This window comes from Blastococcus jejuensis (assembly GCF_039534705.1).
Taxonomy (GTDB): domain Bacteria; phylum Actinomycetota; class Actinomycetes; order Mycobacteriales; family Geodermatophilaceae; genus Blastococcus_B; species Blastococcus_B jejuensis.
The window spans coordinates 151,299-175,848 of the sequence record NZ_BAAAVV010000005.1 but is presented as its reverse complement, the minus strand read 5'-3'; the positions used below and the strand labels follow the sequence as shown (position 1 = coordinate 175,848).

The window sequence follows — 24,550 nt, the reverse complement described above, 5'->3', positions numbered from 1 at the left end:
CCAACCCCGTACTGGAGTCGGCTCGTCGGTGCCCCCGGTGCGACTCGAACGCACACTGCGCGGGTTTTGAATCCGCTCCCTCTGCCGATTGGGGTACGGGGGCGTGCCGGGTGCCCGGCGCCCGAGCAGCCTATCGGGGAGGTGCTCCCCGGCCGTCATGGCTAGGCTTCCCGCCCGTGAGCAGCGAGACGACCAGGGTCCTGATCGCCGAGGACGAAGCCCTCATCCGGCTCGACCTGAAGGAGATGCTGGAGGAAGAGGGCTACGAGGTCGTCGCGGAGGTCGGCGACGGTCAGCAGGCCGTCGACCAGGCGCGGGCGCTGGCGCCGGACCTGGTGATCCTCGACATCCAGATGCCGGTCCTCGACGGGTTGTCGGCCGCGGAGCAGATCGCCGGCGAGCGCCTCGCCCCGGTGATCGTGCTGACCGCCTTCAGCCAACGCGAGCTGGTGGAGCGCGCCCGTGACGCGGGTGCCATGGCCTACCTGGTGAAGCCGTTCTCCAAGAACGACCTGGTGCCCGCCATCGAGGTGGCGCGGGCGCGCTTCTCGGAGATGACGGCCCTCGACGGCGAGGTCCGCACGCTGGAGGACCGGCTCGAGACCCGCAAGGTCGTCGAGAAGGCCAAGGGCGTGCTCATGGCCGAGCAGGGGATGACGGAGGCCGAGGCCTTCCGGTGGATCCAGCGGACGGCGATGAACCAGCGGACGTCGATGAAGGCGCTGGCCGAGTCGATCTTGGCGCCCGGGACGGCCGACGAGGGCTCCCCGGCCTGATCGAGCGCTGTCGCGGTGCGCGGGTATGACGGCGTCGTGACGCCGCCGTTCCGCTCGTTCCGCGGCCGATTGCGGGCTTGATCGTCAGGTCACGACCTCATCACAGTGGCTGTGGGCGCGGGTGCAACCGTTCTCGGGGGAGCTAGGTTCACCGCACCGATCGGGCGTCCGAGCGGCTGGTTCGTCCTGCGAGCCCGTCCGGCGACGCACGGAACTGACACTGGGAGTTGCTTGATGCGCACTCGCACCACGGCCCGCGGCATCGCCGCCACCGGTGCTGCCCTCCTCGCTCTGACCGCCTGTGGCGGCGGCAGCGACGACAACGGCGGCGGCGACAACGCCGGCGGCGACAGCGGTGAGAAGCAGGTCAACATCTACGGCACCGACGGCAACATGGGTAACGCCCTCGGTGAGGACTTCGACGAGGACGGCGCTCTCGCCGGGATGAAGGGCACCACGCCCCTCACCGAGCTCGGCTCCGACTTCACCGACCGGCTGCTCGAGATCGACCCCGAGCTGCAGGACTACAACTACGCCGGTGAGACCTACGACGCCGTCATGATCTCCGCGCTGGCCGCGCAGATGGCCGGCACGAACGACGCGAACGTCTTCAAGGCCTACGTCAACGGCGTCACCTTCGGCGGCGACAAGTGCGAGACCTTCCAGGCGTGCCTCGAGATCATCAACGCCGGCGGGAACCCCGACTACGACGGCATCACCGGCCCCCTGGCGTTCACCGACGCCGGTGAGCCCGCCGCCGCCAGCTTCGCCCTGCTGCAGTTCGGCGCGGACAACGCGCTCGACAACGACGCCACGCAGTACGTGATCGCCGGTGACGAGGAGAACGCTGCCACCGACGAGGGTCCGGCCCCGGCCCCGGCCGGTACGACCAGCGAGCCGCTGGTCATCGGCTCCCTCCTTCCGCTGACCGGCAGCCTCGCCTTCCTCGGCCCCCCGGAGGTCGCCGGCTTCAACCTGGCGATCGCCGACATCAACGCCGCGGGCGGCGTGCTCGGTGCCCCGGTCCGTGCCGAGGGTGCCGACTCCGGTGACACCTCCACCGACACCGCGACGCAGTCCGTCGACCGCCTCCTGCAGGCCGGTGCCAACGTCATCGTCGGCGCTGCCTCGTCGGCCGTCAGCCAGACCGTCATCGACACCATCACCGGTGCCGGCGTCATGCAGATCTCCCCGGCCAACACCTCGGACATCTTCACGACGTACGACGACAACGGCCTGTACTTCCGCACCGCCCCGCCGGACCTGCTGCAGGCCCGCGCGCTGGCCGACCTCATCCTCGAGGACGGCAACAACACCGTCGGGATCCTGGCCCTGAACGACCCGTACGGCACCGGCCTGGCCGAGAACACCCGCACCAACCTGCTCGACGGTGGTCTCACCGAGGAGCAGGTCCCCGAGCCGGTCATCTATGACCCGACGGCGGCGAACTTCGACGCCGAGGTGCAGCAGATGGTCGACCTCAACCCCGACGCGATCATCGTCATCGGGTTCGAGGAGTCCTCGAAGATCATCCAGGGCCTGAACGCTGAGGGCATCGGTCCCCAGCGCTGAGGCACGAAGCGCTGTGAGCGTGCAGCGCTGAGTCCGGCCGGGTCGGCTGACCCGGTAGCACCGCCAGCAGTGGCCCGGCACCCGCGAGGTGCCGGGCCACTGTGCTGTCCGGGCCACGGTGTTGTCCGGGGCGCTCGCGGCTGTCCGGGGCACGGGCGCCTGCGCTCCCGGCGACGGGGGAGCCGCCGCTCGCTCGGTACCGATCCTTGGAACCTTGTGCTCTGCCCACGGGTGTGGGCAGAGCACGAGGGTCTGGAGGTCCAGGTCCTGGTCCAGGTCCTGGTCTCTGCCCGTGAAGGCCCCCGGAACGACCGATCGGCCGCTCCGAGGACGGAACGGCCGATCGGGGGCAGCAGCGGGGCTACTGCGCCTTCGCCAGCGTGCCCAGGTAGAGCTCGATCACCTTCGGGTCGTGCATGAGCGACTCGCCCGTCGCGGTGTAGGCGTTCCGCCCCTGGTCGAGGACGTATCCGCGGTCGCAGATCTGCAGGCATCGGCGCGCGTTCTGCTCGACCATGATGATCGAGACGCCGGTGGCGTTGATCCGCCGGCAGCGGATGAAGACCTCGTCCTGGTAGGCGGGGGAGAGGCCGGCCGAGGGCTCGTCGAGCAGGAGAACCGACGGGTCCATCATCAGGGCCCGGCCCATCGCCACCATCTGGCGCTCGCCGCCCGACAGGGATCCGGCCTTGCCCTTGCGCCGCTCGCCGAGCAGCGGGAAGAGGTCGATGACGTAGTCGAACCGCTCCTTGAAGGACTTGGGGCGCAGGTAGACCCCCATCTGCATGTTCTCCTCGATGGTCAGCGAGGGGAACACGTTGTTGTTCTGCGGCACGTACCCGACGCCCAGCGACACGAGGCGGTGCGCGGGGGCGGAGGTGATGTTCTCGCCGCGGAGCGTGACCTGACCCGACCGCACCGGGATGAGCCCGAACAGCGCCTTGAGCAGCGTGGACTTGCCCGCACCGTTCGGGCCGATGATGCCGACCAGCTCGCCGTCCTGCAGGTAGAAGTCGCAGCCGCGCAGGATGTTCACGCCGGGCACGTAGCCGGCGACGAGGTCGTCGGCCCGCACCAGCGCACCCTCGGCGAGGCGGACGTGTTCCTCGCGCGTCGCGGCCTTCTCGGCGGGTGAGATCTCGGTCGAGGCGACCGTGTCGGCCCGGGTGACGCCCTCGTCGGACTCGTCGACCTCGAACAGCGGATCGCTCATCGCTCGGTCCTCTCCTGGGTGGTGCCGTCGGAGCTGAGGACGTCGCCGTCGGTGTGCTCCTCGCGGGCGATCGCCTGCTCGGCCTCGGCGAGGACGCGGTCCTCCTCCTCGACCGTGAGGGGGGCGTCGTGGTGGGCGCCGAGGTAGGCGTCCACGACGGCCTGGTTCTGGCTGATCGACTCCGGCGGTCCTTCGGCGATGATCCGACCGGCGGCCATGACCACCACCCAGTCGCTGATGTCCCGGACGACGTCCATGTCGTGCTCGACGAAGATCACGGTCATGCCCTGCTCGCGCAGGTCCTTAACGTGTCCGAGCAGGCTCTGCGTGAGGGCCGGGTTCACCCCGGCCATCGGCTCGTCGAGCATGACCACCTGGGGGTCGCTCATCAGGGCGCGCGCCATCTCCAGCAGCTTGCGCTGGCCGCCGGAGAGGGTGCCCGCGAAGTCGTCCTTCTTCGGCGCGAGCTTGAAGCGCTCGAGCAGCGACATCGCCCGCTCGGTGTTCTCCTTCTCCTGGGCCTTCCACGTGCCGGGCACGAGGGCACGCAGGAAGCTCTCGCCCCGCTGCCCCTGGGCGCCGAGCAGCATGTTCTGCAGCACGGTCAGCCGGGAGAGGGCCTTGGTCAGCTGGAACGTCCGGACGACGCCCAGCCGAGCGACCTGGTGCGGGGAGAGGCTGCCGAGCGAGCGCCCGTTGAACGACCACGTCCCGCTGTTGGGCTGGTCGAACCCGGTCAGCAGGTTGAACAGCGTCGTCTTGCCGGCGCCGTTGGGGCCGATCAGGCCGGTGATCCCGCCGCGCTGGATCTCCAGGTGGTCCACCGACACCGCCGTGAGGCCGCCAAAGGACCGCGTGACGTCGTCGACGACGATCGCGGGGTCCGGCTTGGCGACGCCGACCTCCCAGGGCACGTCGCGGAGCGCGATCTGGGCCAGTCGCTGGGGTGTGTCGCCGTGCCGGAACCCACCGGTCTGGCCGGGGTGGTAGCCCTGCGGCGACGCGCCGGACGCGGCCGCCCCGGACGCGGTGGAACCGTGTGGGGTCGGGTCAGCGGGCATCGAGCATCACCTCTCGTCGGTCGCCGAAGATGCCCTGCGGGCGGAACACCATCAACAGGATGAGCCCCAGGCCGACGAGCACGAAGCGGATCTGCGCCACGTCGGTCGCGGTCAGGAGCCCTTCGGGGATGATTCCCTTGTTGATCAGGGTCCGGAGGCCGGTGTCGGCGAACTGGATGATGAACAGCAGGAGCATCGCGCCCACGACCGGCCCCAGCACCCGCGCCGCGCCACCGAGGATCAGGGCCGCGTAGGCGAGGAACGTGTTGGCGTTCTGGTACTGGTCGGGAATCGCCGACCCGGTGCCCACCGCGTAGACCATGCCGGCGAACGCACCGAACACACCGCCGAGCACCAGCGCCTGCATCTTGTAGACGTAGACGTTCTTGCCCAGGGCCCGCACCGCGTCCTCGTCCTCGCGGATGGACTTCACGACGCGGCCCCACGGCGCCCGCATGAGCAACCAGATCAGGAGGCACGACAGGGCCACCACGAGCCAGCCGATCAGCACGACCCACAGCTCGGAGCCCGACCAGGTCGTGCCGAGGATCGAGTACCGCTTGCTCGTCTCCCAGGGCGCCAGGCTGATGAAGTCCCGGTTGAAGGCCGCCAGGCCGCGCGTGCCGCCGGTGACCGGGGTCGAGCCCACGGACCGGAACAGCAGTCGCAGACCCTCCGCCGCCGCGATCGTCGCGATCGCCAGATAGTCGGCGCGCAACCGCAGGGTCGGCAGACCGAGCAGCAGCGCGAGCACGATCGAGGCGACGACGCCGATCAGGACGCCGACCCAGAACGGCAGGCCCCACTGGGTCACCGAGACCGCGATCCCGAAGGCGCCGAGCATCGCGAAGGCGATCTGCCCGAACTGGAGCAGGCCGGTGTACCCGAACTGCACGTTGATGCCGATGGCGAGCAGCGCGAAGAAGATGGCCTGGAAGCCCAGGCCCGCCTTGAGCGCGGTGGACAGCGCGTCGATCAACTCACCCATGGCTCAGCCGATCCGTGCGCGGCTGCCCAGGATCCCCTGGGGCCGGATGACGAGGATGACGATCAAGAGCAGCAGACCTCCGACGTACTTGACGTCGCTCGGGATGACCAGGGTCGACATCTGGACGAACACACCCACCACGAGGCTGCCGACCAGTGCGCCGTATGCGGTGCCGAGCCCGCCGAGGGTCACGCCGGCGAACATCAGCAGCAGGAGCCGGAAGCCCATGTCCCACTGCACCTGGTCCGACAGGCCGAGCAGCACGCCCCCCAGGGCGGCCAGCGCCCCGCCCAGCACCCACACCACCAGGATCACCCGGTTGACGTCGATGCCGGACGACGCGGCGAGGTCGCGGTTGTCGGCGACCGCCCGCATGGCCTTGCCGATCTTGGTCCGCTGGAGCATGAGGGCGACCAGGACGAGCACGACGACGCAGATGATGATCGTGAACAGGTCCGCGTTGGTCATGCGGAACAGGCCGTAGTCGACCGAGCGCCCCGTCTGGTAGTCCCCGTAGGGGTTCGACCGGCCGCCGTAGACGATCTGCACCAGGTAGCGGAGCAGCAGCGACAGCCCGATCGAGACGACGAGCGCCGCGATCAGTCCCGTCCCGCGGCGTCGCAGGGGCCGCCACAGTCCCAGCTCGTTGACCGCGCCGACCGCCGCCCCGACCACCATCGCGATCAGGGCGGCCAGGATCAGCGGGACCCCGCCCTCGACGTTGATGAACCACGCGGCGATGGCCCCGATCGTGACCAGCTCGCCGTGGGCGAAGTTGGTCAGCCCTGTCGTCCCGTAGATCAGCGACAGGCCGACGGCGCAGATCGCGATCAACAGGCCGAACCGCAGCCCGTCGACGAGCAGCTGGATCGCCCGTACCCCGCCGCTGCCCGATCCGCTGGAGCCGTCGACGAGCCCGAAGGCAACCGGCTGCCGGCGGCCCGTGTCGACGGTGACCGTGCGGCTGTCCTCGCCGCTGAGGGTGACACCGTCGGGCAGCGCCTCGGCGTCGATGCTGACGACGTACTGGCCGGGGCCCGGCAGGTCGACCGACCAGCGGCCGTCGGCGTCGCTCTCGACGACCTCGACCTCGTCGCCGTCCGGGGTGCTGACCGTGATCTCCACGCCCTCGATGGGGCCGGACCGGCTGGTCGTCAGCGTGCCCGCCACGGCCTCGCCCTCGGCCTGCGCGATGCCGGGCACGACCATCGCGATGCCCAGGCCGAAGAGGGCGACCAGCAGCAGGCGCACCAGGTGGCGGCGACGGGCCGCCGTGGGCCCGGAGGCCACGGTGCCGGCCAGGGGCACCGGAGGGCCCGATCGTCGACCGCGTCGTCGGACACGGTCTACCGCGTGCGTCACTCGACCTCCCAGGGCGGATGAGTTGAGCAGGGACCCTAACCTGCTCGTGTTGCTCAGCTGTCTCCTTGCGCCTCACCTGTGACCATTCCGCGACACGCGGTGGTGCAATCGATGTGCACCACCGGCGCGTCGCCGTGATCACGGCCCCGTGCAGGTGCAGTCTCCTCGCACCGTCCAGGGGAGGGCTCCTGTGTCAGGAATCGGTTCACGGTCCCGCGTGGTGACGCGTACGGCGCGTCCCGACGACCTGCCCGCTGTCCTGGCGCTGGTCCGCCAGCACCGCGCCGACGCCCACGCCGAAGAGGTGCTCACCGGCCAGGTCCCCGGCGCGGCCGCGGCCGCCGGGTTCCGCCGGCTCCTGGCGGCCACCGACCACCGCGTCGTCCTGGCCGTCGTCCCGGGGCCGAACGCCACGGCCGGCGGCACCGAGGGCGAGACGGCGGTCGGCCTGGCCATCCTCGGCACCGACCCGCTGTCGGTCCTGCTGGGCATCCCGCAGGTCACGGTCGACAACCTGGTCGTCCACCGCGCGCACCGGCGCCGTGGGGTGGGTGCTGCGCTGCTCGCCGCCGCGGCCGCCTACGCGCGGGAGACGGGGGCGGCCCACGTCGTCGCCGCGGTCGGGGGGCATGAGGCCGAGCGCCAGCGCTTCTTCGCCCGCATGGGCTTCGCGCCGCTGACCACCCGGCGGATCGTCGCGCTCGAGTCGCTGACCCGGTCGCTCACCGCCTGGCAGCGCAGCTGGCTGCCGATCCCCGCTCCGCGCCGGGGGCCGGTGCGCCGGCGGCCGGTGGTCCGGCCGCTGCCCACCGCGGCGGGGGCCGAGGGGTGAGCCGGGTCAGCTCTTGGTCAGGCAGGTCAGCCGGCCGGTCGCGGTCGGGTTGCCGCCCTCGTCGCTGACCTCGACGAGGAAGGTGGCCAGCGTCCGGCCCCGGCGGACCGGCGTGCACACCGCCGTCACCACGCCGGACGTTGCCGCGCGCAGATAGCTGACGTTGAGCTCGATGCCCACGACCTGCCGCTCCGGCCCGGCGTGCAGCGCCGCCGCCCAGGACCCGATCGACTCGATCAGTGCGCACGTGGCGCCACCGTGGAGCAGGCCGTAGGGCTGCTCGTTGCCCTCCACCGGCATCGTGGCGACCAAGCGGTCCGGGTCGTAGTCGGTGATCCGGATGCCGAGCTTGTCGTCGAGCGGGCTGATCGTGTCGGCGGGAGCCCAGGCGGGAGGAGCGGTGGTCACGGGGGCACGGTAGCCAACCGTGCCGCGGCCCCTGGCCTGTCACCGGTGGCACCTAGGATCGGCACCGATGTCCGCTCCGGTCTCCACCTCCGCGCCCGCGCCCACCGCCACCGCTCCCGGGCCTCGGCCGCGGCTGCTGCTCCTCGACGGGCACTCGCTGGCCTACCGCGCGTTCTTCGCGCTGCCCGTGGAGAACTTCTCCACCACCACCGGGCAGCCGACCAACGCCGTCTACGGCTTCACGTCGATGCTGATCAACATCCTGCGTGACGAGCAGCCCACCCACCTCGCCGTCGCCTTCGACGTCGGTCGCAAGACGTTCCGCAGCGAGATCTTCGCCGAGTACAAGGCCAACCGGGCCGAGAGCCCCACCGATTTCCGCGGCCAGGTGAGCCTCATCCAGGAGGTCCTGGGCGCGCTGCGCGTGCCGGTGATCACCGCCGAGGGCTACGAGGCCGACGACGTCATCGCCACCCTCACCGTGCAGGCGGTCGAGCACGGCATGGACGTGCTGATCGCGACCGGCGACCGCGACGCGCTCCAGCTCGTCAACCCGCACGTCACCGTGCTCTACCCGCGCAAGGGCGTCTCCGACCTGACCCGCTTCACGCCGGATGCGGTCGAGGAGAAGTACGGCCTGACCCCGGCGCAGTACCCCGACTTCGCCGCGTTGCGGGGCGACCCGAGCGACAACCTGCCCAGCATCCCGAGCGTGGGGGAGAAGACCGCGGCCAAGTGGGTGCGGGAGTACGGCTCCCTCGACGTGCTGGTCGACCAGGTCGACACGGTGAAGGGCAAGGTCGGCGAGAAGCTGCGCGAGCACCTGTCGTCGGTCATGCAGAACCGGCGGCTCACCGAACTGGACCGCGCCGTCCCGCTCGAGCTCGGGCCCGGCGACCTCGCCGTCCAGGCATGGGACCGCAACGAGGTGCACACCCTCTTCGACAACCTGCAGTTCCGCGTCCTGCGCGACCGGCTGTTCGCCACGCTGACCAGCGCGGAGCCGGAGGTCGATGGCGGTTTCGACGTCACCCCCGACGAGGTCGACGCCGGTGGGCTGGGGGAGTGGCTGGCCGCGCACGCCCGGACCGGCCGCACCGGCATCATCTTCCGCGGCACCTGGGGGCGGGGCACCGGTGAGCTGACCGGGCTGGCGCTGGCCGCCGCCGACGACCACGCCACGTTCGTCGACCTGGGCCCCGACCTCGACGCCGCCGACGAGCAGGCGCTGGCCGCGTGGCTGGCCGACCCGGCCACCCAGAAGGTCGTGCACGAGGTCAAGGGCCCGTACCTGGCCATCTGGGCGCGGGGGTGGGAGCTGAACGGCGTCGTCAGCGACACCGCGCTCGCCGCCTACCTGGCCCTGCCGGGGCAGCGCTCCTTCGACCTGGGCGACCTCGCGGTGCGCTACCTGCGCCGAGAGCTCACGAACGCCGCCGAGCCCGAGGGGCAGCTCACCCTCGACGGGCTCGGCCCGACCGAGGACGACATCGCGGCGGAGGCCGCGAAGGCCGACGTCCTCAAGGCCGTGGCGGTCAACGACCTGTCCGACGCCCTGGAGCAGGTGCTCGGGTCCCGGGGCGGTGACGCCCTGCTCGGCGGGATCGAGCTGCCGCTCACCCGCGTGCTCGCGGCCATGGAGTACCGCGGCATCGCGGCCGACCTGGAGTTCCTCCGCGACCTGCAGCGCGAGTTCGCCGACGGCGTCGCCGCGGCGGCGGCGGAGTGCTACGCGGTGATCGGCCGCGAGGTGAACCTCGGCTCGCCCAAGCAACTGCAGACGGTCCTCTTCGACGAGCTGGGCCTGCCCAAGACCAAGAAGATCAAGAGCGGCTACACGACCGACGCCGAGGCCCTGACCAACCTGCTCGCGAGCACCGGGCATCCGTTCCTCGAGCACCTGCTCCGGCACCGCGACGTCACCCGGCTGCGGACGGTCATCGACGGGCTGATCCCGATGGTCGACGACGCCGGCCGCATCCACACCACCTTCCAGCAGACGATCGCCGCGACCGGGCGGCTGTCCTCGACCGACCCCAACCTGCAGAACATCCCGATCCGGACCGCCGAGGGCCGCCGGATCCGGCAGGCGTTCGTCGTCGGCCAGGGCTACGAGTCGCTGATGACCGCCGACTACAGCCAGATCGAGATGCGGATCATGGCCCACCTCTCCGGCGACGAGGGGCTGATCGAGGCGTTCACGTCGGGGGAGGACCTGCACTCCTTCGTCGCCTCCCGGGCGTTCAACATCCCGATCGAGGACGTCGACCCCGAGATGCGCCGCCGGATCAAGGCGATGAGCTACGGCCTGGCCTACGGGCTGAGCGCGTACGGCCTGTCGCAGCAGCTGCGCATCTCCCCGGAGGAGGCGCGCGAGCAGATGCACGCCTACTTCGAGCGGTTCGGCGGCATCCGCGACTACCTCGACACGGTGGTGGAGGAGGCACGGCTGACCGGCTACACCGAGACCACCCTCGGCCGGCGCCGCTACCTGCCCGACCTGACCAGCGACAACCGGCAGCGCCGCGAGATGGCCGAGCGGATGGCGCTCAACGCACCGATCCAGGGTTCGGCGGCCGACGTCATCAAGGTGGCGATGCTGAACGTGGAGAAGGCGATCGAGGCCGAGGGGCTGTGCTCGCGCATGCTGCTGCAGGTGCACGACGAGCTCGTGCTCGAGGTCGCGCCGGGGGAGAAGGAGAAGCTGGAGGCCCTCGTCCGGCGCGAGATGGCCGGCGCGGCGGAGCTCTCCGTGCCGCTCGAGGTGTCGGTCGGCTTCGGCGCGAGCTGGGACGCCGCCGCGCACTGACGACGGGGCGGGGGCGGCGCAGCGCGCGCCGCCCCCGCCCTCATCACGGCTGGCTGACCACCCGGAGGTAGGGCTTCGCGGCCGTCCAGCCGGCGGGGAACCGCTGGCGAGCCTCCTCGTCGCCGACCGCCGGGATGATGAACACGTCCTCGCCCTGGTGCCAGTCGGCCGGCGTGGACACCTTGTACTTCGCGGTCAGCTGCAGAGAGTCGATCGCGCGGAGGATCTCGGTGAAGTTGCGGCCGGTGCTCATCGGGTAGGTCAGCATCAGCTTGACCTTCTTGTCCGGCCCGATCACGAACACCGAGCGCACCGTCGCGGTGTCGTCGGCGTTCGGATGGATCATCCCGTAGAGCGCCGCGACCGAGCCGTCGGCGTCCGCGACGATCGGGAAGTTGGGCGCGCTGCCCTGGGTCTCGTCGATGTCCCGGGACCACCGGAGGACGTCGTCCACCGGGTCCACGCTCAGCCCCAGCACCTTCGCGCCGCGCCGGTCGAACTCGCCGCGGATCCGGGCCACCGCGCCCAGTTCCGTCGTGCAGACCGGAGTGAAGGCCCGCGGGTGGGAGAACAGCAGCCCCCAGCCGCCGTCGAGCCACTCGTGCAACCGCAGCGGCCCCTCCGTCGTCTCCGCGGTGAAGTCGGGCGCCTCGTCGCCGAGACGCAGCGGCTGCCGCACCGTCGTCTGCGTCATGTCCGTCCCCTTCTGAGGTGATTGCCGCCCGGGGAGTCCCGGAGCACCATGACGCTCGCAAGCGGTGGTTCCAGGACGGTGGGAGTCCGGTGGGACGAGGACGCGGGCAGCGGGCGTGATCCAGTACGGCCTCCTCGGCCCCGTGCAGGCGGTCCGCGACGGCCGCTCGGTCCCGCTCGGGGGTCCCCGGCAGCGCGCCGTGCTCGCCCGTCTCCTGCTCGCCCCCGGCCGCGCGGTGCCCGTCGGGAGGCTCGCCGACGACGTGTGGGGCGGCGACCCGCCGCCGACCGCGGCGAAGACCGTGCAGAAGTACGTCTCCGAGCTGCGCCACGCCCTGGGTGCGGCCGAACTGGTCACCGTCGGTGGCGGCTACCGGGTGGACGGCGACGTCGACACCGTCCGCTTCGAGCAGTTGCTCGCCGAGGGGACCATCGACCGGGCCCTGGACCTCTGGCGCGGGGAGGCGCTCGACGACCTGCCCGACGTCCCGTTCGTCGTCGCGGAGCGGGCGCGTCTGGAGGAGCTCCGGCTGGTCGCGGTCGAGCGCCGCGCGGAGGCCGACATCGGCACCGGTCGGCACGCTCAGGTCGTGGCCGGTCTCGCGGAGCTCGCCGCTGCGCATCCCGGGCGCGAACACCTCACCTGCCTGCTGATGCTCGCTCTCTATCGCTCGGGCCGGCAGGTCGAGGCGCTCGACGTCTTCCAGCGGCACCGCCGTCGCCTCGCCGACGAGCTGGGCATCGAGCCCGCGGAGGAGCTGACCGCGCTGGAGCGGGCGATCCTCCGGCACGACGGCACGCTCGACCCTCCACCGGCACCGGCCGCCGCGCCGTCACGGGGCAACATCCGGCTCCCCGTCTCCTCCTTCGTCGGCCGCACCGACGAGCTGCGGCGGGCGGTCGCGGCGCTGCGCGGGGCCGCGCCGGTCACGCTCACCGGGCCCGGCGGCGTCGGCAAGACCCGGCTGGCAGTCGAGGCCGCGGCCGCGGTCGCAGCGGACTTCCCGGGGGGCGCCTGGCTGGTCGATCTAGCCGGCCTGACCGACCCGGGCCTCGTCGTCCGCCAGGTGGCGGTGACGCTGGCGGTCGGGGATCCGCGGGACGCCGACGAGGAGGGCACGGTGCTCGCCGCCCTGGCCAACCAGGGCCCGCTGCTGCTGGTCGTCGACAACTGCGAGCACCTCCTCGCGCGGTGCGCCGAGCTGGTCGACCGCGTGGCCCGCAGCTGCCCCGGCGCGCACGTCCTCGCGACCAGCCGGCAGCCCCTGGGTGTCGACGGCGAGCGCGTCCTGGTCCTCGCACCGCTGCCCGCGGACGAGGCGTGCCGGCTGTTCGAGGACCGGGTGCGCCGCACCGGAGTCGCCGACGACGACGTCGCGCGGTTGCCCGTGCCGGAGATCTGCCGCGCCCTCGACGGCCTGCCGCTGGCGCTGGAGCTGGCCGCCGGCCAGGTCCGGAGCCTGGGACCGGCCGAACTCACCGCCCGGCTGGACGCGCGGCTGCAGTTCGCCAACCGCCGCTTCGACGCCCCGGCCCGCCAGCGCACCCTGCGGGACATGGTGGCCTGGAGCCACGCGCTCCTGCCCGCGCCGACCCAGCGGGTGTTCGCCCGCCTCGGTGTCTTCGCGTCGACGTTGACGCTCCCCGGGGCGGCTGCCGTCTGCGCCCCAGAGGACGCCGCACCGCACGTCGCCGCGCTCGTCGACCAGTCGCTGCTCGTCCGGGACGCCGACGCCGGCGGCGCGGCGCGGTTCCGGCTGCTCGACACGCTGCGGCTGTTCGCGCTCGAGCTGCTGGCCGCCACCGGCGAGGAGGTCGACGTCCGGCGCGCGCATGCCCGCTACTACCTGGAGTTCCTGCGGGCGGCGGATTCCCGGCTGCACGGTCCCGAGCAGGAGGAGTGGATCCGCCGGATCGAGGCCGAGGAACCCAACGTGCATGCCGCGCTCGACTGGGCGGCGGAGCACGATCCGGCGCTGGCGGTTGACCTCGCGGTCGCCCTCTGGGCGTACTGGGACCTGCGCTGGCGGGAGCGGTTCGCGATCGCGTACCTCGCGGCACTGCTCGACCGCCGGGGCGAGGGGATGACCGCCGCGGAGAAGGGCTGGGCGCTGACCGTGATGGCCGATCTCGCCGCCAACCCCGGCGAGGCACGGCTGGCCCGCCGGCCCGCCGAGCGCGCCGTCGCGCTGTTCCGTGAGGTCGGGGACGACCGGGGGCTGTGCTCCGCACTCGTCGCGCTGGCGTGCGCGCACCGAGACGAGGGCACGCTGGACGCGGCGGACGTCTGCCTGGCGGAGGCCCGGGCCATCGCCGACCGGCTCGGCGACACCTGGCGCGTGGGCCGCGCCGCGACGACGGCGTGGGCCATCGCCGCACGGCGCGGCGCGAGCGATCACGCCGAGGCACTGGCCCGCGAGGAGCTGGACGTGTTCACCGCGCTCGGCAGCCGGCGGGGCCAGGCCACCGCTCTGCGCCACCTCGCCGTGACCCTGCAGCAACGTGGTGACCTGGACGGCGCGACGCGGCTGTGCGAACGGGCGCTGGCCGTCTGGGAGGCGTTGGGCGAGCGGCCGGCGATGGCCCACGCCCAGAGCACCCTGGCCGACATCTCGCGGGCGCGCGGCGACCGCGAGCGCGCCGCCGCGATGTACGAACGGGCGCTGGCCGAGCTCTGCGCGGTGGGCGACCGCCGGTGCACCGCCTCCACGTTCAAGAACCTGGCGATCATCGCCTCCTCGCACGGCGACCACGACCGGTGCGCGACGTTGTTCCGCGACGCGATCCGGCTGCGCTGCGAGCTCGGCGACTACGCGGGCCTGGCCGAGTGCTTCACCGGCCTCGCCGACGACCTGGCGCTGCGGGACCGGCACCAGGAGGCCGCGGTCCTGCTGGCGGCCGCCGACGAGCGCCGGCGGGCCAGCGGGGTGACGGCGTCGCCGGAGGAGGTCCGCGCCGCCGAGCGGGTCGAGGCACGACGGCGGGCGGCGGGCGGGCCCGGACTGGCCGGTGCGCCGACTCTCGAAGCGGTCCTGGGCCTCGAGCTCTCGCTGGAGCCGACGGCAGGCTGAGCAGGCCGGGTCGTGCCGAGTGGGGGCCGGAGCCGCCGGGCTGTTGCGAGAGCCACGCCGTGGCACGGCTCTCGCGTCTATCCGGCGGCTTCGGCCACCACGATCAGCGTGCCGGGGACCAGGGCGCCGCGTTCGGGCGACCACTGGCCCCAGTTCTGCGTGCGTCCCGGCGTCCACTCCGGCTCGAGCAGGTCGACCAGGACCAGCCCGGCACCGACGACGGCCCGCACCCAGTCGCCCACCGTGCGGTGGTGCTCGACGTAGACGGTGCGGCCCGCGTCGTCGGTCTCCACGTACGGCGTGCGGTCGAAGTAGGAGGAGACGACCCGCAGGTCCTCGGGGTCGGGGGAGTCGGGGAACGGCCAGCGCAGTGGGTGGTTGACCGAGGCGACGAAGCGACCGCCCGGCCGCAGCACCCGGGCCACCTCGGCGAGCACCGCGCCGGCGTCGGCGACGAACGGCAGGCCGCCGAACGCCGAGCAGGCGATGTCGACGCTCCCGTCGGCCAGCGGCAGCGCCCCGGCGTCGGCCTGCAGCAGCGGCACGGCGATGCCGGTCGAGCGGTTCAGCGCCGCCGCGCGCGCCAGCATCCCGGCCGACAGGTCGAGCGCGACGACGTCGGCGCCCGCTCGGCGCAGCCAGCGCGAGCAGGGTGCCGACCCGCAGCCGATCTCGAGGACGCGTCGTCCCCGGACGTCGCCGAGCAGGTGGGCGTCGTCCTCCCGCAGTCCCTCCGGGCACCAGAGGAACTCGACGTCGCCCAGGTCGGAGCCGTGCTCGGCCAGGTACGCGGGCGCGGCGGCGTCCCACCAGCGGCGGTTCGCGCGGGCCGACTCGTCGGCTCCCACGGGACGCCGGGCGACCCCGCCGGCGGCCGGGTAGCCGTCGCTGCCCAGCGCGAGACCGGTGGGGGAGGATGGTCGCTCGGTCATGGCGCGCCGATCGTGACACGCCGGGCGGCGGTTCCTCGCGGCCGACCCTGGTGGACCGTGCGGTCCCTGCGTCCGTACCATGGGGAATGCGCCAGAGGTCTGTCGTGCTCTCCCCGGTCAGGGGAACGCACGCGCCGGCTCTCCCCGCTGATCATCCCCGCGGCCGTCCGGCCGCGGGTGTCCTGTCCCTACGCATAAACCGTCCGGAGCAACCAACCACATGACCTCCACTCAGGTCCGTCCCGACAGCACCACTCCTCAGATCGCGATCAACGACATCGGCTCGGCCGAGGACTTCCTCGCGGCGATCGACCAGACGATCAAGTACTTCAACGATGGCGACATCGTCGAGGGCGTCATCGTCAAGGTCGACCGGGACGAGGTGCTGCTGGACATCGGCTACAAGACCGAGGGCGTCATCCCCTCGCGTGAGCTCTCCATCAAGCACGACGTCGACCCGAACGAGGTCGTCAAGGTCGGCGACGAGGTGGAAGCCCTGGTTCTCCAGAAGGAGGACAAGGAAGGCCGGCTGATCCTCTCCAAGAAGCGCGCCCAGTACGAGCGCGCCTGGGGCACGATCGAGGCCAAGAAGGAAGCCGACGAGGTCGTCACCGGCACCGTCATCGAGGTCGTCAAGGGCGGCCTGATCCTCGACATCGGCCTGCGCGGGTTCCTCCCCGCCTCGCTGGTCGAGATGCGTCGCGTCCGCGACCTGCAGCCCTACGTGGGCCGCGAGCTCGAGGCCAAGATCATCGAGCTCGACAAGAACCGCAACAACGTCGTTCTCTCGCGTCGCCAGTGGCTGGAGCAGACCCAGTCCGAGGTGCGCAGCGAGTTCCTCAACAAGCTCGCCAAGGGCCAGGTCCGCACGGGCGTCGTCTCCTCGATCGTCAACTTCGGTGCGTTCGTGGACCTCGGCGGCGTCGACGGCCTGGTGCACGTCTCCGAGCTGTCCTGGAAGCACATCGACCACCCCTCCGAGGTCGTCGAGGTCGGCCAGGAGGTCACCGTCGAGGTCCTCGACGTCGACCTGGACCGCGAGCGCGTCTCGCTGTCGCTGAAGGCGACGCAGGAAGACCCGTGGCGTCAGTTCGCCCGCACCCACCAGATCGGGCAGGTCGTCCCGGGCAAGGTCACCAAGCTCGTCCCGTTCGGTGCGTTCGTGCGCGTCGACGAGGGCATCGAGGGCCTGGTGCACATCTCCGAGCTGGCCGAGCGTCACGTCGAGATCCCCGAGCAGGTCGTGCAGGTCGGCGACGAGATCCTGGTCAAGGTCATCGACATCGACCTGGACCGCCGCCGGATCTCGCTGTCGCTCAAGCAGGCCAACGAGGGCGTCGTCGGCGACGAGGAGCAGTTCGACCCGGCCGCCTACGGCATGGCCGCCTCGTACGACGAGCAGGGCAACTACATCTACCCCGAGGGCTTCGACCCGGAGACCGGCGAGTGGCTCGAGGGCTTCGACGAGGCCCGCGAGACGTGGGAGAAGCAGTACGCCGAGGCCCAGGCCCGCTTCGAGGCGCACCGCAAGCAGATCGCGGCGGCCAAGGAGGCCGACGCCGAGGCGGCGGCCGGCGGCAACTACTCGAGCGACGCCGCGGCTCCGGCCGGCGAGGCGCCCGCCTCGGGTGGCGGCACGCTCGCCAGCGACGAGGCGCTCGCGGCCCTGCGGGCCAAGCTCGCCGGCGGCGAGTGAGCTAGCACTACCGGTCCGAGGGCCCGGCACCCCCTGGGGGGTGCCGGGCCCTCGGCGTTGTCCGGGCGCGCGAAAAGGGCCCGTGGACCGACGTCCACGGGCCCTTTCGCGGGGTTCAGAGGCTGAGGATGATCGCGAACGCGGTCCGCGGGCGGCCGCCGTTGCCGGCGAGGAAGCTCCACGTGTGCCGGCCGGCGGGCGGCGCGGCGAACAGCCAGCGCAGGAACGAGTTGGCCGGCTTGGGGGCCGAGCGCTGGAACTGCATCCGCTCGCGGACGGCGGGCAGATCGCTGACGCGGACGCCGGTGGCCGAGCCGAGCCGGTGACGGCCCGCGCCGCGACGGGCGGCACGCGTCGACGGGGAAGCGACGGCGGTGGAACTGGACATGGTCGGTGTCTGCCTCTCTCGGCGGGGGAAGATCGCCGAGGCGGACGTTATGGCGTGTTACGGGTGTGACTGCTGCGACGCGCCGGGCTGGACGGGCGCGTGTTATCCGTCTGTGACCTCGTTCGGCTCCATCGCTACTGTCCGTGCGTGCTGCGCATCGGGTTGACCGGAGGAATCGGATCGGGCAAGAGCACCGTCGCGGTCCTGCTCGCCGAGCGCGGCGCGGTCGTGGTCGACGCCGACCGGATCGCCCGCGAGGTCGTCGAGCCGGGCACTCCCGGGCTGGCGGCCGTCGCCGAGGCGTTCGGCGCGGACGTGCTCACCTCCGACGGTGGCCTGGACCGGCCGGCGCTCGCCGCCGTCGTCTTCGGGGATCCCGCGGCCCGCGCGCGGCTCGACGGGATCGTGCACCCGCTGGTGCGGGCGCGGTCGGTCGAGATCCTCGGATCGCTGCCGGCGGACGCCGTCGTCGTCCAGGACATCCCCCTGCTGGTCGAGACCGGGCAGGCCGGCTCCTTCGACCTCGTGCTCGTCGTCGAGGCCGACGTCGACACCCGCGTCGCCCGGCTCGTCCAGCGCGGCCTCGGGGAGGACGACGCCCGCGCGCGCATCGCCGCGCAGGCGACCGACGAGCAGCGCCGGGCCGTCGCCGACGTCGTCCTCGACAACAGCGGCACGCCGGAGGAGCTGGCGGCCCAGGTGGACCGGTTCTGGGTCGAGCACGTGGCACCGTCGATGTCATGACGTGGGGAGTCCTCGACCGGTGGCGGCGGCGCCGGCCGCGGGCCGTCGGGCTGAGTCCCGTGGACGAGTCGGTGCTGGCCCGGCTGGTGGGGGCCGCCCTCGCCGACGCTGCACCGGACGAGGTGACACCGGCGCTGGGCGCAGGGCGCCGGTGGGGTCCGGAGCGCATCGAGTGGCTCCGCCGGTTCCACCGCGACCGGCGGCCGGGGCTGGACGGACCGCTGGGCGAGGCCACCTGGGCGGTGGCCGTCGACGGCGACGTCGTCGGCGCCGTCCGGCTCAAGCGCACGGCGGACGCCGACGTCCTCGAGACCGGGATCTGGCTCGTCCGGGCGGCCCGCGGCAAGGGGGTCGCTCGCAAGGCGATCGCGGACGTGCTGGAGCAGGCGCGTGCGCACGGTGCGCGGGCGGTGCGGGCGGACACGAGCCGGGAGAATGCATCGGCGCTCTACGTGCTGCAGCGACTCGGCTTCCAGACCGTCGTCGAGGGTGGTCGGGTGGTCGCCGTCAAGACGCTGGCGTAGCACCCTCCAGAGGCAGCCAGGCCAGGACGTCCTGGATGGTGGCGTCCCAGTAAGCCCAGTCGTGCGCCCCGGGCCCGAAGTCGCTCGTCACGTCGAACCCCGCGGCCCGGCTCCGCTCGACGAGCGCGCGGTTGTCGTCGATCAGCGGGTCCTCGGTGCCGCAGCACACGTAGAGCGGTGGACGTACGGCGGCGGGCTGCCCGATCAGGTGCAGCAGGTCGTCGGGCCCACCGGCCACCTCGCGGTCGCCGAACACCCGGTCGAACAGGCGGGGGTCCTCCGGTCGCTCGCGCCGCGTGCGCAGGCCGGCGACGTGCACCGCCCCGGACAGGCTCGCGGCCGCGGCGAACCGTTCGGGCTGCCGCAGCGCCCACTTGAGCGCTCCGTAGCCGCCCATCGACAGGCCCGCGACGAAGGTGTCCGCGCGCCGCTGGGAGACCTGGAACCAGGAGCCGACCAGGGCGGGCAGCTCCTCGGTGAGGAAGGTCCAGTAGCTGCCGCCGTAGGCCTGGTCGGTGTAGAAGCTCCGGTGCACCTGGGGCATCACCACGGCCAGGCCCAGCGGTGCGACGTAACGCTCGATCGAGGTGCGGCGCAGCCAGATGGTGTCGTCGTCGCTGAGACCGTGCAGGAGATACAGCACCGGCGGTGGGCCCTCGGTGGTCCGGCCGGTGAGGCCGACCTGCGTCGTCGTGCGCTGGGGCAGCAGCACCGTCATCGAGGTGGACAGCGACAGAGCGTCGGAGAAGAAGTCGACTCGCAGGTGGGCCACGCCGACGATCCTGCCCCGGGGAGAGCAAGAACCCCAGGCGACCTGTGGCCGGCCTGGGGTTCTCGAGGTGGTGGGCGATACTGGGATCGAACCAGTGACCTCTTCCGTGTCAGGGAAGCGCGCTACCGCTGCGCCAATCGCCCTACTCCGGCCGGGTGGCCGGACCCTCCTCCGCGCTCGAGCTCTCGCGAGGAGCCGAGGTGGAGACGGGATTTGAACCCGTGTAGACGGCTTTGCAGGCCGTTGCCTCGCCTCTCGGCCACTCCACCGCACACGGGCGCCGGTCTCTCGACCAGCGCCCGAGGTTCCGAGCGGACGACGGGATTCGAACCCGCGACCCTCACCTTGGCAAGGTGATGCTCTACCAGCTGAGCCACGTCCGCGTTGCGTGCAGAACTCTAACCGACGTCGTCGGGGGCGCCAAAGCCGGGGGGTGCCCGGCGCGCCCCTGACGGGGGGATCGGTCGGTGTCCGCCCAGGTCAGCGACCTGTCGGGTCGGCGCCGCCGCCGGACAGCAGCGCCTGCAGCTCGTCGTCGAGGGCGAGCATGCCGCTCTCCGAGCCGGAGGGGACGAGCGCCTCGGTCTGCCGGAGGAACGCCGCGACGGTGGCGCGGGACAGCTCGAACAGCGCCTCGCCCGACGGGGCGCGCAGGTGCAGGAACAGGACGTCGGTCGCGGCGTGTGCCGGCCACACCCGGACGTCACCGTCGCCGGAGGGGCGGTCCAGTCCGCTCTGCAGCAGCTCGCGGCTCACGAGCCAGGCGATGCCGGCCTCGTCGGCGTCGACCTGACCGTTCTCGTCGCCCACGTCGCCGAAGGCGATGCGGACCGCGAACGGGTCGGCCGGCTCGTAGCAGAGCATCGCCGGTACCTCGGTCCACGACTGCGGACCGACCAGCTGCAGGGTGATGGGGGAGGAGTGCCCGGAGGTCCATCGGCTCGGCATGTCAGGTCAACGACCATCCGGTGCGGGGGTGACGCGGCATTGCACTTCCTTCACTTCCGTCCCACCCGTCACAGCTGACGGGTCTGTCTCGCCCCCTGTCATGCCCGTTGCGGGGCCCGGCCAATCGCGCGGAGGGTGAAGTCGTGAACCGCACGGTCGGGTGGATGCGAACACCGCGTGTGATCATGGGAACCGTGAGTCGGGCGGCGCGGCGACCAGAGGACGACGTCGCCGACGCCGACCTGGTCAGACGCATCCGCGCGGGCGACCGCAGCGCCGTCGACGACCTCTACGAGCGGTTCCGGCGCCCCGCGTTCGCCCTGGCCCGCCGCATCCTCGGTGACGACGGTCTGGCCGAGGACGTGCTGCAGGACGTCTTCCTCGGCGTGTGGCGCGATCCCGCCGCCTACGACCGCGCCCGCGGCAGCTTCGCCTCCTGGCTGCTGGCGGTGGTCCACCACAAGGCGGTGGACGCCGTGCGGCGGGAGGAGTCGCAGCGACGGCGGCAGACGCGGGCCGAGGAGGAGTTGGAGCTCGACGCCCCGACCGCGACCCGCGACGTGGAGGACGAGGCCTGGCGCCGCGTCGTCGCCGAGCAGGTGCGTGCCGCCCTCGGCGAGCTCAGTTCCACCCAGCGCGAGGCGCTCACGCTGGCCTACTACGGCGGGTACACGCAACGGGAGGTGGCGGCGCTGACCGGCACGCCGCTGGGCACGGTGAAGACGCGCATGCTCGCGGGGATGCGGCGTCTCCGCGAGGAGCTCGGCGGGCCCGGGGCCGGTGGCGACGCGTCGGCGACGGCGCGGGGCGGTGCCCTCGACGGCCCGGCCGCGTTCGAGGGGCCGGGACGATGAGCGAGCCGGGACGCGGGACGCGCCCGCCCGAGGACCACCGCGCCTTCGACGAGCTCGCCGTCGGCTGGGCCCTGCACGCGCTGGAGCCGGAGGACGAGGCGGTCTTCGCCGAGCACCTCGCCGGCTGCCCGCGGTGCGCGCGCACCGTGGCCGAGACCTCGGAGGTCATGGCGGCGATGGCCACCGACCTGCCGCGGTCCGAGCCGTCCCCCCAGTTGCGCGACCGCCTGCGCGCGGCCGTCGCCGAGACCGAGCAGGTGCCCGCCGGGGCGGGCGGGGAACCGTCCGAGCCGCCGGCCGCCACGGGCTTCCCGCGGTACCGCCCCGTCGAGCCCCGGGAGTCGGCCCCGCCGTCCCTCCGGCGGCGCCTGCCGGCGCTCGCCCTCGCCGCGGCGCTGCTCGGCGCCGTGGCCCTCGGCGTCTGGAACGTGTTCCTGGCCGACTCCCGCGACGACCTCCGGGCGACCGTCGCGCAGCAGCAGGACATCGTGGACGCGCTGCTCACGCCCGGCGAGGCCACCGTCTCCGCGCTGTCGGCCGACGACGGGACCGCCGTGGCCACCGTGGTGGCCCGTCAGGACCGGGTCGACGTCGTCAGCTACGGGCTGTCGGTCAACGACACCGACGCGGAGACCTACGTCGTGTGGGGTCTCGACGACGGAGACCCACGAGCGCTCGGCACCTTCGACGTGACCCGGTCACAGATGACGCTCCAGACCGTAGGCTCGGGCGAGACCGGTCTCGACGACTACGCCAGGTACGGCATCAGTCTCGAACCCGGTCGGCAGGCTCCGCCGGCTCCGACGGAGATCGTCGCTATCGGGTAGGTGGACAGCTGAGCGAACAGGAGACGGTGGCAGCTCCGGATCGCCCCGAGCACCACCGGGAGAGCCACGACGAGCGGATCGCCCGCTACGCCGCGGACGAGATGCGCAGCCTCCGGGAGCGGATCGCCGAGACCCGGTGGCGCCGCCGGCTGGCCGGCCGCCGGACGGTCAACCACAGCTACCGGGTCTGCGTCGGCGTGGTGGGCGGCATGATCGTCGCCCTCGGGCTGGTCACGATCCCGCTGCCCGGGCCCGGGTGGCTCACCGTCATCGCGGGCCTGTTCGTCCTCGCGACCGAGTTCACGTGGGCCGAGCGGCTGCTGGACTTCACGAAGAAGCACGTGAAGCGCTGGACCGACTGGGTCACCAACCAGCCCCTGTGGATCCGGCTGCTCCTCGCGGCGGCGACCGCGGCGTTCGTGTACGGCGTGCTCGTGGTCACCCTGCACGTCACCGGAGTGCCCGACTGGGTGCCGGGGTGGGTCCCGCTCTGGCGCTGACGGTCTGGCACAATCGACGCCGTCCGGGCGATTGGCTCAGCGGTAGAGCGCTTCGTTCACACCGAAGAGGTCACTGGTTCGATCCCAGTATCGCCCACCGGACGACGAGCCCCAGGTCCTCCGAACGCGGAGGGTCTGGGGCTTCGTCGTCCGCTCTCTCGCCCGGACGGGGGGTGCCGTTCGCCGGGCCGCCCCACGGGCGGCGAACATTCCCTATCGTCCCCGCGTGTCCCAGACCCGCCGGACGGCGTTCACGGTCGCCTTCTACGTCCTGGTCGGCGGTGCCTTGCTGGGCATCCTGCTGCAGGTCTTCCCGGTCGTCCTCCCGGACGCGCTCGCCGGGCGGATAGCTCGGAACAGCGAAGGGATCCTCCTCGCGCTGGTCATCGCGGCATGGATCCAGTTCGCCCGGCCCCGCCTCGTCGGGTCCCGCCGTGAATGGCCGGTGACGCTCGCCGCGGGGGCGGTGCTCCTGGCCCTCGGGGTCGCCCTGCTGCTCACCGACCTGCCCAGCCGGTTCCGCACGCTGAACGAGACCCTGCTGGCCGCTGCGCTGGTCGTGCCCTACCTCCAGGCACGCCGACCGCTGCCCGGGCGGCTGGCCGGCGCGCTGTCCGCGGTCCTGCTGGCCGGCGTCGTCGCATTCAACCGGACCGAGTTCGTCACGGGCCTCGCCGAGACGCTGGCGGCGCTGGTGCTCGTCCCGATCGCGTTCGACGTGGTCGATCGCGGCATCCTGGACCCCGGAGCGCGGACGTCCCGGGCTCTGCGAGCCGCGTGGTACGGCTTCCTCGTCGCCGCTCCGATCCTGTTCTCCCTCCTGCTGCCGATGGACCTCGGGGGCCTGCTCGGGGAGGCGATCGAGTTCGCGTCGCGGTTCGCCGAGGTGTTCGTCTGCCTGCTGCTGGTCGAGCTGTTCTTCGCCGTCGTGCTGGGCCGGACCGGCCGCCCCGACGCCACCGTGCCCGAGGCGGAGCCGGTGCGGCAGGCCTGAGCTCCCTCGCAGGCCGTGGCCGCCCGGCAGCCGCCGCGTAGGTTGCCGTCGTGAGCGAGCGCAGGGTGGGACGCGTCGTCCAGATCCGGGTCTACCCGGTCAAGTCCCTCGCCGGTTCGGACGTGCCCGCGGCCGAGGTCGGACCGACCGGCCTGGTCGGTGACCGGGTCTGGGCGGTCGTCGACGACGGTGGGCGGCCGGTGCGGGCCAAGGACGCTCCGGTGCTGGCCACGCTCGCCCCCGACGCCGATGCCGCGACCCTCTCGGCCGCGCTGGGCCGGCCGGTGCGGCTCGAGCCGCTCGCCGAGCAGCCCGGTGTCGCGCCCGTGCACCTCGTCTCCCGCCAGGCCATCGACCGCGCGGCGCTCGGGGACGTGCCGGAGGGCTGCTCGGCCGACGACCCGCGCGCCAACCTGCTGCTGGATCTCGACGGCGCGGACGACGAGCGGTCCTGGGTGGGCCGCACGCTCCGCGTCGGGGGCGCCGTGCTCGAGGTGACCCGCACGCCCAAGCACTGCCTCGGCGTCTACGCCGAGGTGCGGCACGCGGGCACGGTGACCGCCGGGGACCCGGTGCTCCTCTAGCG

23 protein-coding genes and 5 tRNA genes are annotated in these 24,550 nt (G+C 72.6%); 14 read left to right on the top strand and 14 right to left on the bottom strand.

The window, feature by feature from the left end; all coding sequences use genetic code 11:
• Window positions 1-29: 29 nt before the first annotated feature.
• Window positions 30-103: transfer RNA gene (locus ABD644_RS12375), tRNA-Leu, on the bottom strand.
• Between the two features lie 73 nt (window positions 104-176).
• Between ABD644_RS12375 and ABD644_RS12370 the strand changes: the two genes are divergently transcribed.
• On the top strand, window positions 177-776 hold the full coding sequence (locus ABD644_RS12370; RefSeq protein ID WP_344689196.1) for an ANTAR domain-containing response regulator: 600 nt from the start codon (window positions 177-179) through the stop codon (window positions 774-776).
• 234 nt (window positions 777-1,010) lie between these two features.
• Window positions 1,011-2,348, top strand: coding sequence for an ABC transporter substrate-binding protein (locus ABD644_RS12365; protein WP_344689195.1), 1,338 nt, complete (start codon window positions 1,011-1,013; stop codon window positions 2,346-2,348).
• 361 nt (window positions 2,349-2,709) lie between these two features.
• On the opposite strand, the gene ABD644_RS12360 is transcribed toward ABD644_RS12365, so the two are convergent.
• From ABD644_RS12360 to ABD644_RS12345, 4 genes are read right to left on the bottom strand one after another with little or no spacing between them, the layout of a single operon-like run.
• On the bottom strand, window positions 2,710-3,561 hold the full coding sequence (locus ABD644_RS12360) for an ABC transporter ATP-binding protein (protein ID WP_344689193.1): 852 nt from the start codon (window positions 3,559-3,561) through the stop codon (window positions 2,710-2,712).
• Window positions 3,558-4,622 carry an ABC transporter ATP-binding protein gene (locus ABD644_RS12355; protein WP_344689192.1) on the bottom strand — a complete coding sequence of 355 codons (1,065 nt, stop codon included), beginning with the start codon at window positions 4,620-4,622 and terminating at the stop codon, window positions 3,558-3,560. Before ABD644_RS12355 ends, ABD644_RS12360 begins: the two co-directional genes overlap by 4 nt.
• On the bottom strand, window positions 4,612-5,610 hold the full coding sequence (locus ABD644_RS12350) for a branched-chain amino acid ABC transporter permease (RefSeq protein WP_344689190.1): 999 nt from the start codon (window positions 5,608-5,610) through the stop codon (window positions 4,612-4,614). The genes ABD644_RS12355 and ABD644_RS12350 overlap by 11 nt, the downstream gene beginning before the upstream one ends.
• Window positions 5,611-5,613: 3 nt before the next feature.
• Entirely contained in the window at window positions 5,614-6,918 is a 1,305-nt protein-coding gene (locus tag ABD644_RS12345; protein WP_344689189.1) for a branched-chain amino acid ABC transporter permease, read from the bottom strand.
• A 274-nt stretch (window positions 6,919-7,192) separates the two neighbouring features.
• Here ABD644_RS12345 and ABD644_RS12340 point away from each other — a divergent pair, with 274 nt between their 5' ends.
• The gene (locus ABD644_RS12340) at window positions 7,193-7,804 is read left to right on the top strand and encodes a GNAT family N-acetyltransferase (protein ID WP_344689188.1); all 612 of its coding nucleotides are present in this window, start codon (window positions 7,193-7,195) and stop codon (window positions 7,802-7,804) included.
• Between the two features lie 6 nt (window positions 7,805-7,810).
• Here ABD644_RS12340 and ABD644_RS12335 read toward each other — a convergent pair whose 3' ends face one another.
• On the bottom strand, window positions 7,811-8,212 hold the full coding sequence (locus tag ABD644_RS12335; RefSeq protein WP_344689187.1) for a PaaI family thioesterase: 402 nt from the start codon (window positions 8,210-8,212) through the stop codon (window positions 7,811-7,813).
• A 67-nt stretch (window positions 8,213-8,279) separates the two neighbouring features.
• Here ABD644_RS12335 and polA point away from each other — a divergent pair, with 67 nt between their 5' ends.
• Entirely contained in the window at window positions 8,280-11,021 is a 2,742-nt protein-coding gene (gene polA, locus ABD644_RS12330) for a DNA polymerase I (RefSeq protein WP_344689186.1), read from the top strand.
• A 43-nt stretch (window positions 11,022-11,064) separates the two neighbouring features.
• Here polA and ABD644_RS12325 read toward each other — a convergent pair whose 3' ends face one another.
• Window positions 11,065-11,715, bottom strand: coding sequence for a peroxiredoxin (locus tag ABD644_RS12325; RefSeq protein ID WP_344689185.1), 651 nt, complete (start codon window positions 11,713-11,715; stop codon window positions 11,065-11,067).
• Window positions 11,716-11,830: 115 nt separating this feature from the next.
• Here ABD644_RS12325 and ABD644_RS12320 point away from each other — a divergent pair, with 115 nt between their 5' ends.
• A complete protein-coding gene (locus tag ABD644_RS12320; protein ID WP_344689184.1) occupies window positions 11,831-14,785 on the top strand; it encodes an AfsR/SARP family transcriptional regulator in 2,955 nt (984 codons plus the stop codon).
• Window positions 14,786-14,862: 77 nt separating this feature from the next.
• On the opposite strand, the gene ABD644_RS12315 is transcribed toward ABD644_RS12320, so the two are convergent.
• The gene (locus ABD644_RS12315) at window positions 14,863-15,717 is read right to left on the bottom strand and encodes a class I SAM-dependent methyltransferase (RefSeq protein WP_344689183.1); all 855 of its coding nucleotides are present in this window, start codon (window positions 15,715-15,717) and stop codon (window positions 14,863-14,865) included.
• Window positions 15,718-15,937: 220 nt separating this feature from the next.
• Between ABD644_RS12315 and rpsA the strand changes: the two genes are divergently transcribed.
• Window positions 15,938-17,413, top strand: a complete 1,476-nt coding sequence (rpsA, locus tag ABD644_RS12310; protein WP_344689182.1) for a 30S ribosomal protein S1 — start codon at window positions 15,938-15,940, stop codon at window positions 17,411-17,413.
• A 115-nt stretch (window positions 17,414-17,528) separates the two neighbouring features.
• Here rpsA and ABD644_RS12305 read toward each other — a convergent pair whose 3' ends face one another.
• Window positions 17,529-17,801 (bottom strand): hypothetical protein, encoded by a 273-nt coding sequence (locus tag ABD644_RS12305; protein ID WP_344689180.1) that lies wholly within the window; start codon window positions 17,799-17,801, stop codon window positions 17,529-17,531.
• 147 nt (window positions 17,802-17,948) lie between these two features.
• Between ABD644_RS12305 and coaE the strand changes: the two genes are divergently transcribed.
• Both coaE and ABD644_RS12295 read left to right on the top strand, forming a co-directional pair.
• A complete protein-coding gene (gene coaE / locus ABD644_RS12300) occupies window positions 17,949-18,545 on the top strand; it encodes a dephospho-CoA kinase (RefSeq protein ID WP_344689179.1) in 597 nt (198 codons plus the stop codon).
• The gene (locus tag ABD644_RS12295; RefSeq protein WP_344689178.1) at window positions 18,542-19,069 is read left to right on the top strand and encodes a GNAT family N-acetyltransferase; all 528 of its coding nucleotides are present in this window, start codon (window positions 18,542-18,544) and stop codon (window positions 19,067-19,069) included. Before coaE ends, ABD644_RS12295 begins: the two co-directional genes overlap by 4 nt.
• Here ABD644_RS12295 and ABD644_RS12290 read toward each other — a convergent pair.
• From ABD644_RS12290 to ABD644_RS12270, 5 genes are all read right to left on the bottom strand, one after another.
• On the bottom strand, window positions 19,053-19,841 hold the full coding sequence (locus ABD644_RS12290) for an alpha/beta hydrolase (protein WP_344689177.1): 789 nt from the start codon (window positions 19,839-19,841) through the stop codon (window positions 19,053-19,055). The genes ABD644_RS12295 and ABD644_RS12290 overlap by 17 nt on opposite strands.
• 68 nt (window positions 19,842-19,909) lie before the next feature.
• Window positions 19,910-19,984, bottom strand: a tRNA-Val gene (locus tag ABD644_RS12285).
• 55 nt (window positions 19,985-20,039) lie between these two features.
• Window positions 20,040-20,110: transfer RNA gene (locus ABD644_RS12280), tRNA-Cys, on the bottom strand.
• 41 nt (window positions 20,111-20,151) lie between these two features.
• Window positions 20,152-20,224, bottom strand: a tRNA-Gly gene (locus ABD644_RS12275).
• A gap of 97 nt (window positions 20,225-20,321) precedes the next feature.
• The gene (locus tag ABD644_RS12270) at window positions 20,322-20,789 is read right to left on the bottom strand and encodes an SsgA family sporulation/cell division regulator (protein WP_344689176.1); all 468 of its coding nucleotides are present in this window, start codon (window positions 20,787-20,789) and stop codon (window positions 20,322-20,324) included.
• A gap of 185 nt (window positions 20,790-20,974) precedes the next feature.
• Between ABD644_RS12270 and ABD644_RS12265 the strand changes: the two genes are divergently transcribed.
• From ABD644_RS12265 to ABD644_RS12240, 6 genes are all read left to right on the top strand, one after another.
• On the top strand, window positions 20,975-21,643 hold the full coding sequence (locus tag ABD644_RS12265) for a sigma-70 family RNA polymerase sigma factor (protein WP_344689175.1): 669 nt from the start codon (window positions 20,975-20,977) through the stop codon (window positions 21,641-21,643).
• Window positions 21,640-22,470 carry an anti-sigma factor gene (locus tag ABD644_RS12260; RefSeq protein WP_344689174.1) on the top strand — a complete coding sequence of 277 codons (831 nt, stop codon included), beginning with the start codon at window positions 21,640-21,642 and terminating at the stop codon, window positions 22,468-22,470. Before ABD644_RS12265 ends, ABD644_RS12260 begins: the two co-directional genes overlap by 4 nt.
• Window positions 22,471-22,496: 26 nt before the next feature.
• Entirely contained in the window at window positions 22,497-22,970 is a 474-nt protein-coding gene (locus tag ABD644_RS12255; protein ID WP_344689173.1) for a TIGR02611 family protein, read from the top strand.
• A 25-nt stretch (window positions 22,971-22,995) separates the two neighbouring features.
• Window positions 22,996-23,067, top strand: a tRNA-Val gene (locus tag ABD644_RS12250).
• Between the two features lie 129 nt (window positions 23,068-23,196).
• Window positions 23,197-23,964: a hypothetical protein gene (locus ABD644_RS12245; protein WP_344689171.1), complete on the top strand. Its 768-nt coding sequence runs from the start codon at window positions 23,197-23,199 to the stop codon at window positions 23,962-23,964.
• A gap of 50 nt (window positions 23,965-24,014) precedes the next feature.
• Window positions 24,015-24,548, top strand: coding sequence for an MOSC N-terminal beta barrel domain-containing protein (locus ABD644_RS12240; RefSeq protein WP_344689170.1), 534 nt, complete (start codon window positions 24,015-24,017; stop codon window positions 24,546-24,548).
• Window positions 24,549-24,550 lie beyond the last annotated feature (2 nt).

Coding starts and splice junctions, on each gene's coding strand:
- ABD644_RS12365 (WP_344689195.1), top strand. CDS start 1,011: ATGCGCACTCGCACCACGGCCCGCGGCATCGCCGCCACCGGTGCTGCC.
- ABD644_RS12360 (WP_344689193.1), bottom strand. CDS start 3,561: ATGAGCGATCCGCTGTTCGAGGTCGACGAGTCCGACGAGGGCGTCACC.
- ABD644_RS12355 (WP_344689192.1), bottom strand. CDS start 4,622: ATGCCCGCTGACCCGACCCCACACGGTTCCACCGCGTCCGGGGCGGCC.
- ABD644_RS12350 (WP_344689190.1), bottom strand. CDS start 5,610: ATGGGTGAGTTGATCGACGCGCTGTCCACCGCGCTCAAGGCGGGCCTG.
- polA (WP_344689186.1), top strand. CDS start 8,280: ATGTCCGCTCCGGTCTCCACCTCCGCGCCCGCGCCCACCGCCACCGCT.
- ABD644_RS12325 (WP_344689185.1), bottom strand. CDS start 11,715: ATGACGCAGACGACGGTGCGGCAGCCGCTGCGTCTCGGCGACGAGGCG.
- ABD644_RS12315 (WP_344689183.1), bottom strand. CDS start 15,717: ATGACCGAGCGACCATCCTCCCCCACCGGTCTCGCGCTGGGCAGCGAC.
- rpsA (WP_344689182.1), top strand. CDS start 15,938: ATGACCTCCACTCAGGTCCGTCCCGACAGCACCACTCCTCAGATCGCG.
- ABD644_RS12305 (WP_344689180.1), bottom strand. CDS start 17,801: ATGTCCAGTTCCACCGCCGTCGCTTCCCCGTCGACGCGTGCCGCCCGT.
- ABD644_RS12295 (WP_344689178.1), top strand. CDS start 18,542: ATGACGTGGGGAGTCCTCGACCGGTGGCGGCGGCGCCGGCCGCGGGCC.
- ABD644_RS12270 (WP_344689176.1), bottom strand. CDS start 20,789: ATGCCGAGCCGATGGACCTCCGGGCACTCCTCCCCCATCACCCTGCAG.
- ABD644_RS12265 (WP_344689175.1), top strand. CDS start 20,975: ATGGGAACCGTGAGTCGGGCGGCGCGGCGACCAGAGGACGACGTCGCC.
- ABD644_RS12260 (WP_344689174.1), top strand. CDS start 21,640: ATGAGCGAGCCGGGACGCGGGACGCGCCCGCCCGAGGACCACCGCGCC.